Origin of the sequence: Streptomyces sp. CT34, assembly GCF_000805335.1 — a bacterium.
GTDB lineage: Bacteria > Actinomycetota > Actinomycetes > Streptomycetales > Streptomycetaceae > Streptomyces.
This window is the reverse complement of record NZ_KN708638.1, coordinates 7,112,562-7,119,990: the sequence shown is the minus strand read 5'-3', so window position 1 is coordinate 7,119,990 and position 7,429 is coordinate 7,112,562. Positions and strand designations below refer to the sequence as shown.

The 7,429-nt window shown below is 70.5% G+C and carries 8 protein-coding genes and 4 pseudogenes; 10 read left to right on the top strand and 2 right to left on the bottom strand.

The annotated features are described in order from the left end of the window. From RZ84_RS42000 to RZ84_RS41995, 4 genes and pseudogenes are all read left to right on the top strand, one after another. A pseudogene (locus RZ84_RS42000) lies at positions 1-334 on the top strand (short-chain dehydrogenase); the annotation flags it as partial. A gap of 204 nt (positions 335-538) precedes the next feature. Next, complete coding sequence (locus RZ84_RS31080) at positions 539-1,315, top strand: GNAT family N-acetyltransferase (protein ID WP_043267668.1); 777 nt, start codon at positions 539-541, stop codon at positions 1,313-1,315. 25 nt (positions 1,316-1,340) lie between these two features. Continuing rightward, positions 1,341-1,724, top strand: a complete 384-nt coding sequence (locus tag RZ84_RS31075; RefSeq protein ID WP_241777948.1) for a hypothetical protein — start codon at positions 1,341-1,343, stop codon at positions 1,722-1,724. Positions 1,725-2,138: 414 nt separating this feature from the next. Continuing rightward, complete coding sequence (locus RZ84_RS41995) at positions 2,139-2,354, top strand: ABC-ATPase domain-containing protein (protein ID WP_241777947.1); 216 nt, start codon at positions 2,139-2,141, stop codon at positions 2,352-2,354. 157 nt (positions 2,355-2,511) lie between these two features. Here the strand turns inward: RZ84_RS41995 and RZ84_RS37410 are convergent. After that, positions 2,512-2,718: pseudogene (locus RZ84_RS37410) on the bottom strand (ABC transporter ATP-binding protein); the annotation flags it as partial. A 33-nt stretch (positions 2,719-2,751) separates the two neighbouring features. On the opposite strand from RZ84_RS37410, the gene RZ84_RS42420 reads away from it, so the two are divergent. The 4 genes from RZ84_RS42420 to RZ84_RS31045 all read left to right on the top strand — a co-directional run bounded on the left by RZ84_RS42420 (position 2,752) and on the right by RZ84_RS31045 (position 5,804). Continuing rightward, positions 2,752-2,880, top strand: a complete 129-nt coding sequence (locus RZ84_RS42420) for a hypothetical protein (RefSeq protein WP_277816892.1) — start codon at positions 2,752-2,754, stop codon at positions 2,878-2,880. A 206-nt stretch (positions 2,881-3,086) separates the two neighbouring features. Further along, the gene (locus tag RZ84_RS39995) at positions 3,087-4,352 is read left to right on the top strand and encodes a cation:proton antiporter domain-containing protein (protein WP_052230279.1); all 1,266 of its coding nucleotides are present in this window, start codon (positions 3,087-3,089) and stop codon (positions 4,350-4,352) included. Then, positions 4,336-5,298, top strand: coding sequence for a helix-turn-helix domain-containing protein (locus RZ84_RS35330; protein ID WP_052230278.1), 963 nt, complete (start codon positions 4,336-4,338; stop codon positions 5,296-5,298). Before RZ84_RS39995 ends, RZ84_RS35330 begins: the two co-directional genes overlap by 17 nt. A gap of 98 nt (positions 5,299-5,396) precedes the next feature. Further along, positions 5,397-5,804: a VOC family protein gene (locus RZ84_RS31045; RefSeq protein WP_043267660.1), complete on the top strand. Its 408-nt coding sequence runs from the start codon at positions 5,397-5,399 to the stop codon at positions 5,802-5,804. Here RZ84_RS31045 and RZ84_RS31040 read toward each other — a convergent pair. Next, positions 5,794-6,255, bottom strand: coding sequence for a hypothetical protein (locus RZ84_RS31040; protein WP_052230277.1), 462 nt, complete (start codon positions 6,253-6,255; stop codon positions 5,794-5,796). The genes RZ84_RS31045 and RZ84_RS31040 overlap by 11 nt on opposite strands. Before the next feature lie 167 nt (positions 6,256-6,422). On the opposite strand from RZ84_RS31040, the pseudogene RZ84_RS42415 reads away from it, so the two are divergent. Both RZ84_RS42415 and RZ84_RS37400 read left to right on the top strand, forming a co-directional pair. Beyond that, positions 6,423-6,839: pseudogene (locus RZ84_RS42415) on the top strand (transposase family protein); the annotation flags it as partial. Next, positions 6,731-7,423: pseudogene (locus tag RZ84_RS37400) on the top strand (transposase family protein); the annotation flags it as partial. The pseudogenes RZ84_RS42415 and RZ84_RS37400, both read left to right, overlap by 109 nt. Positions 7,424-7,429 lie beyond the last annotated feature (6 nt).

Sequence of the window (7,429 nt, the reverse complement as noted above, 5' to 3'; positions counted from 1 at the left end):
CCCCCCCCCCCCCCGCCGCTACTCCCGGCTCGCCGCCTACGCCCAGTCACAGCTCGCGCTCACCGTCTTCGCCGCCGACCCCCGGGTCACCGCGGTCTCCGTCCACCCGGGCGTCTGCGAGACGGACCTGCTGTCCCTCTACGGCATCCAGGGCGACACCGCGGCGCAGGGCGCGGCCCACGTGGTCCGGCTGTGCGACCCGGCCACCGAGATCGTCAACGGCGCCTACTACGACCGCGACCAGCGCGTCGACCCGGCACCCACCGCCACCGAGAACCGCACCGTCAAGCGCCTCAGCAAACTCGCCGACCAGCTCGTCGGCCAGCACGCCTGAGGCACACCACCGACTGACGCACCATCAGGCGCGGTCTCCCGCAACACGAAAGGCCCGCACGTCTATGTCCAAGCGCGCCCGCAAGAAGAAGGCCCGTCGCAAGAAGAAGGCCAACCACGGCAGCAAGGCCAACCAGGGCTGAACCACCGAGCGGGGCGGCGCCCGGTCGCCCCGCCCTTCGCCCCGCGCTCACAAGGAGCCACCGTGATCAAGCTCTCCCACCGACAAGCCGGCGCCGTGTCGCCCTGGTTCACCGCCGGGCCCCCTGGGGCGACTGCGCTGGCCGAACATGCACTGACCTCGGGGGCCGGTCACTGGTGGGCCGACCGTCCCGTCGCCCCCCGTGCCGTCGCGGTGGCCTGCGCCGACCACCTGCTGCTCCGCGGCGAACCAACCGCCCTGGCCCCGCTCGTGCTCGCCCCTTTCTCCGCTCACTATGTCCAGGCACCGGACCGCTTCCTCCCCCTGCTGGGCTGCGCGTTCGAGGGCCTCGTGCCGTGGGAGCGCATGGGGTACGTCCACCGAGTCCCCATCTTGCCGCCGCGCCCGCCCCATGGGGTGACGGTGCGTCGGCTGACGCCCTCGGATGCCCCAGCGGTTGCCGCGCTGGGGACCGATTCGGCCTGGATTCATGCCAGTTGGGGCGGACCGGCGGGCCTCGCCGCCTCCGGGTACGGCTGGGCAGCCTTTGACAAGCACCGTGTGCTCGCCCTGGCCTGCACGTACTTCCGCGGCAGCGCGTATGAGGACGTTGCCTGCCTCACCGTTCCCGAGCACCGGCGCCAGCGCCTCGCACTGGCTTGTGTCACCGCCCTGTGCCAGGACATCGCCGCCCGCGGCCACACCCCCAGCTGGACCTGCTCGCGAGACAACCGCCCCAGCCGGCTCCTGGCCTGGACCGCCGGCTTCCGCCTGGAGCACGAGTACGTCCACTACCGCACCGGGCCGCCCGCCCGCCGCACCGCGGGGCTCGCTGCCTGAACACCACCGACATCTAGGAGTCCTCTTGACAACACGCCGCATCCCCCGCGCCCCCCTCGCGTCGGCGAAGATCCTCAACGGCGGCCACGAACTCTCCGTCCACGACCTGAAGCGGCAAGACGACTCCTTCACCCTCCACTACACCATCGCCCCGCCCCTCCCGAACGCCGGCGACGCCACCCCCGTGCTGCTCTCCCTCGAGGCAATGGACGACAACGGCAACGCATACTTCGACCGGGGCGGAGCCTACGGAGCCGCCGGCGACGGCACCCACACCCCAGGCAGCATCTCCGCACAACCCGCCCTCGCGCCCAAGGCAGGTGAAATCCGCGTACGGCTCACCTTCCTCCGCAACGGCGAGGAGCACCCCTGCCATCTGATGCTGCTCACCTCGGCCACCAAGCCCTGAGTCCGCACCCACCTCCGCTCCGGTCCACGACCGCTGTGCACTTCTCCCCCCTGAGCTCCCAGCCAGGACTCCGCGACCCTGGCCGCCGGACTGCTGTCACCGGACGCCACCGTCATCCTCGTCCTGGTCTTCGTGACGCTCGCCGGCACACTCCCGGCTCGTACCTCAGTGCCGGCCTCGTCACAGTCACCTTCGTCGCCGGACGGCACGGTGTTCGGCGTGTCCACGGAGGCCGGCGCCGGGCACTGGCGAGTTTCCTGGCGCGCCAGGCTTCCATGGCCGCCCGGTCCGAGGCATTGAACGTGGATGCCGGAGGCCAGGAGGTCCTGGACCGCAGCTCATGTCGGATCGGCGCGCCTCCGTCCGGCGCCGGACGAGCCGCGTGGGCGTCAACAGCGGCCTGGGCCCGGCGCGGTGACATTGCGGTCGGGTGTCTCGCTGCCCGGCAGCGGTCGGCGCATCGACGCTCCCGAGGCGGCACGCCTCCTGTGCCAGGTGCTCCCGGACATCGTGCGACGTACGCTCTGTCACGAGGCGCTGGACACGGTGGCGCCGCAGGAGGTCGTCAACACCGTCGGGGCCTCCGCCGCGCTACGGGACGCCTCGCCGCACTGGCCCGTACACGCCTGAAACCGATGCAGTGCCACCCCGGACTGCTCGACGCATTCACCGCCGAGACCGGGCTGATCCCGACCCCGTCATGACATCACCCCGAACCGAAAACCTCAGTAGCTCGCACCCACTTCGGCCAGCGCCAGTGAGAACTGACACACCGTCACTCTCGTAATCAAGAAGCCTCATTTTGTTGGGAGTCGTTACCATTCACGAGTTGCGTTGCCGCCAGCTCGGCGTAGAGGGCGTCGCCCTGGACCAGGTGCGCATGTGTGCCCACGGCTCGGACGCGCCCGGCCTCCATCACCACGATGCGGTCTGCACTGACGACGGTGGAAAGGCGGTGCGCCACCACCAGGACGGTCGTGGTGCGGGCCAGGTCACCGGGCAGCGGCTGGGTTTCCACGACGCGTGGGTGACCTTCACGCCCGACGACGGGCGCTTCCGGGTGCAGGTGCCCGGAGCCGTGCTGCGCGGCTCCTTCGTGGTCGAGGGAGTCCTGGTGCTCACAGCCGTGACGGTGCCGCTCCGGTCCGCCCGGTGAGCGGCCTGACAGGGGCAGCCACGCTCCCCCCCCCCACAGCAGGTCACGGTGATGTTGCTGCAACTGGCCACGGTGGTCGCACTGGCCGGTTTGCTCGGCCGCGCCGCTGCCAGACCGGGTATGCCCGCGGTCGCCGGTGAGCTGCTGGCCGGGGTGGCGCTGGGCCCGCGCTGGGCGCCGGGGCCGGCCTCCTGCTCCCGGAGGAGTTGGTCCCGCACTCCACGGGGCGGACCGCATTCGCGCTCTTCCTCGGGGAGGCGCTGGGGCTGAGTTCGCTGCCGGTGCTGGCGAAGTTCCTCACGGATCTGCGGCTGTCCGCCCGTCCGATCGGTCAACTCCCCCTCTCGGCGGCGGTGTTCGACGATGTGCGCGGCTGGCTGCTGCTGGGGGCCGTCACCGCTCTGACCACCGGGTCCGCCCTGGTGCACGCCGTCTGGCTGCTCCCGGCTGCGGCCCTGCTCGCCGTCGCCGCGGTGGGCGGGACGAGGTATGCGGTACTACGGCTGCGGCTGCGCCGCCCGGACACCGGGCGGCTGATCCAGGTGACGGTGGTGGCGCTGCTGGTCTGCGCCGCGGGTTCGCAGGCGGCGGGGTTTGAGGCGATGCTCGGCGCGTTCCTCTGCGGGACGGTGCTGGCCGCCGCACCGGGGGTCACCGCACGGCTGGCGCCGCTGCGCACCTTCGTCACGGCCGTGCCAGCACCCCTGTTCTTCGCACTCGCCGGACTGCGCATGGACCTGTCCGCGCTGGCGCGTCCGATGGTGCTGTTGAGCGCGCGGGGCCTCCTGGGTAGTGGCGATCTGCGGGAAGTTCGCGGGGGTGTATCTGGGGGCGCTGCCGACGCGTACCGCCCGGTGGGAGCGGCTGGCGCTGGCGGCCTATCTGAACACCCGCGGGATCGTGGGCATCGTGGTCGCCGCGACCGGCCTGCGGGCGGGCCTGCTGTCGCCCGGCGCGTACACGGTGGTGGTGCTGGTCGCGCTGGTCACCTCGCTCATGGCGGGGCCGCTGCCGGTACGCGCAGTCGCCCTGGGCACCCGCGCCGGCACATTCGTCGAGACGCTCCCCCAACCGCGCCCGGGGGTAGCCTGCCGGAGCAGGGCCCTGTGTCGTCGGAGAGGATGCGATCGTCCATGGTGAGTACGGATCAGGTGCGAGAGCTGGCTCTCTCGCTCCCCGAGGCCGAGGACCAGGACCATCGTGGGCGGCCGTCCTTCCGGATCCGCGGCCGGATCTTCACCACGCTCTGGCCGGATGCCGGGATCGCCGTCATCAAAGCCCCGGCGGACGAGGTACACGCCTGCGTCGAAGCGTCGCCGGAGACCTTCGAGATCCTGACGTGGGGTCAGAGCGAATTCCTCAAGGTGCACTTGGAGCACGCCGACCGCGACGAGGTCGCCGAACTCCTCACCGAGGCGTGGGCGGGCCAGGCACCCAAGTCCCTTGTGGAGCCGCATGTCGCCGAGCGGTGACCTGGGCGGTGAACGGCCCATGGCGGCACGGCCGCTGGCCGGGCACGCGCTGCCGACTCCGCCCTCCCCCGGTGCGCGGCTGCGCCAGGTGCGGCACGAGTCGGAGCTGGGCTGCTGGGAGACCGTGTGGCGCCGCCCTTTGCCGTCGTTGCGTCGCTTCGTGGCCGGGTACCTCGGCTATGACGAGAGCGGCCGCAGCTTCCGGCTACGGCGCGAACTCCCCTCCGACCTGATCACACTGGTCGTGGGCTTCGAGCTCTCCGTCCGCGTACTGCGCGGTCAGCAGGCAGACGAAGGCGGTGGGCCGGAGGGTGGACTGCGGCAGCAGATCTTCGTCATCGGCGCCCAGGACCGCTACCGCTGCACGGAGACGGCCCCGGTCTCCAGTGGAATTCTCGTACGCTTCACCCCTGTCGGCGCGCGGGTCCTGCTCGGCCTACCGATGCATCTGATGGCCAACCAGGCCGTCGGCGGCGCCGAACTGCTGGACGCGCTCCTGCTGGAACGGCTGGCGCAGCTGGCAGGCAAGGCCGGCTGGGAGGAGCGGTTCGCCACCCTGGACACGCTGCTCGCCCAGCGGCTCACCGCCTGCGCGGACGGGCTCACCCCCTCACCCACCGAGCGGGCCTGGCGACAGATACGGCGCAGCGCCGGGCAGGTAGCGGTGCGGGACCTCGCGGCGGCCACCGGCTACAGCCACAAGCATCTGATCGACCGGTTCCGCGACGAGATCGGGCTCGCCCCGAAAACCCTCTCGCAGGTGATGCGCTTCCGCAGCGCCGTACGGCTGATCGACACCGGAACGCGCCTCACCGACATCGCACACAGCTGCGGGTACACCGATCAGTGCCATCTGAGCCGCGAATTCGCCCGCTACGCCGGGCGCTCCCCGTCGGCGTTCTCCCGGTCCTGGCTGCCGGACGGCGGCGGGTTGCGCGCCGACTGAGTAGCCGTTCGAGGTGAAATCCGTACAAGACGCGCCCCTGACCGGCCCCTAGCGTGGCTCGCGTACGCAACCGATCGTTCCCCACCCGAGGAGTCCTGATGAAACAGCAACCCGCCCCGAGCGCCCCCAGCATCAGCCCGTACCTGTTCTACAAGGAGCCGGCCAAGGGGTTCGCCTTCCTGCTGGAGGCGTTCGGACTGGAGAAGCGGATGGTGAACGAGGTCGACGGGCAGGTGGTCAACGCACAGGCCGGGATCGGCCCGCACACCGTGATCATCGGTCAGGCACGGGCCGAGACGAAGCTCCAACCCGCTTCCGAGCTGCCTGCCGTACACGCCGGGGTGATGATGACCGTCGAGGACGTGGACGCGCACTACCGGCACGCCAAGGACGCCGGTGCGGTGATCGAGTACGAGCCGCAGGACATGCCCTACGGACTGCGCGAGTACGGAGCGCGGGACCTGGAGGGCAACCTCTGGTTCTTCGCCTCGCACCTCACCAGTTGAGCCCCGTCGCCAGCTCGGTGACGTCCGCGTCCGGCCGGGCCGCCGCACGCGCGGCGAGCTCGGCGTAGGAGCCGGCCAGTACCGCGGCCGGGGCGTCGGCGAGGTGCACCCGGTCGTGGTACAGCAGGGCGTCATAGCCTCCCCGTACGGGGACCAGCGTGAGGTCGCAGGCGAAGCGTGTGCCCAGTCCCTCCGGGACCAGCAGGTCGAAGCTCAGGCCCCGCGCGGGCAGCAACCGGGGTGCCTCGGCCACCAGCTGGAAGACCATGTCGTCCGGACGCCGCCCCGGCTCCCGCGTGAGCTCCGGCAGCGACAGCAGCTGGCGGGGCACCTCCGCGTGTCCGAAAGCGCCCCGGACGGTGGTGTGGGTGATCCGCACGAGGCCGGCGAAGCTGCCGCGTGCGGGCTGCCGGCTGCGCGGCAGGACCATGCCGGCGAGGAAGCCCACCACGTCCCGCGTCTCGGGGCGGGAGCGGTTGGCGAAGAGCGTGGCCCTGGTGAGGCCTGGCCGAGGTGTTCCCCGCGACCCGCACGCAGTGGTGCTGGGTTCACAAAACCGCTCACCTTCTGTGAGCGCTTGAAGATCCCAGTCCTGGCAGACAAGGCCTACGAAGGAGTCGGCGGCACTACCTTCTGCCCCCCTTCAAACGGCACTGCGGACGCGAACTCACCATCCAGCAGAAGGCCGTCAACCGCGCGCGCTCCCGGCTGCGGAGCCCAGTCGAGCGCGCCTTTGCACGACTCAAGCGATGGCGGATCTTCCGCAAGCCCCGCATCAGCCCCAACCGCCTCACGTCAATGATCCAGGCAGTCCTCACGCTGGAGAGACAACGCCGAAGAAGCTCGGTGAACCTCTTCCATCCTGCCTCTGGAAGGGTGAAATGCCTGGTCAGCGGGGTGGGGCGACGAGGCAGGGCCGCTCGTCGTTGGCGTGCTGGCATCACTCATCACGCAGCGTCCGAGGGGCCCTGTTGGTTGGGTATTCTTCCACGCTCGACGTTCCGCACGAGCTCGTCGAGCACGTCTCCTGGCTGATCTACGCTCGCCGACGCGAGATCAACACACGCCGGCGGAGGCTGGGTTGCTTCAAGCAGACCCTGCTCGTGCTCGCACATCTACGAAAGAACGAGACGCTCGCGCAGGTCGGAGCAGGATTCGGAGTGTCGAGGCGACAGCCTGGCGGTGCGTCGACGAAACCCTCGGCCTTCTCGCCTCCTGGCACCGGGCCTCCACGAAGCTCTGGTCGGCCTGGGTGAAGGCGACTTCGTCATCGTTGACGGCACCCCATCCCCACCTATCGGATCGCCGCGGATGAGCCCTACTACTCACAGAAGCACAGGCAGCACGGCATGAACGTACAGGTCATCGCCACACCGGACGGAACCCCACTGTGGTTCTCCCGGCCACACCCGGCCGCACCCACGGCCTGACCGCAGCCCGTGCACACGGCATCGTCCAGGCCTGCGTGACCCGACAGATCCTCATCCCAAGGCGCTGGCGCCACCGTCCGCACACCCTGAAAGCGCCACCACGAACAACCCGACCATGACAAGCAGTTCAACCGCGACCAGGCCCGCCTCCGAGCCCCCGGCGAACGCGCCTTCGCCCAACTCAAAACAATGCTG

Excerpts from the sequence above, each read along its gene's own strand:
- RZ84_RS35330 (WP_052230278.1), top strand. The coding sequence starts at position 4,336 with ATGTCGCCGAGCGGTGACCTGGGCGGTGAACGGCCCATGGCGGCACGG.
- RZ84_RS31045 (WP_043267660.1), top strand. The coding sequence starts at position 5,397 with ATGAAACAGCAACCCGCCCCGAGCGCCCCCAGCATCAGCCCGTACCTG.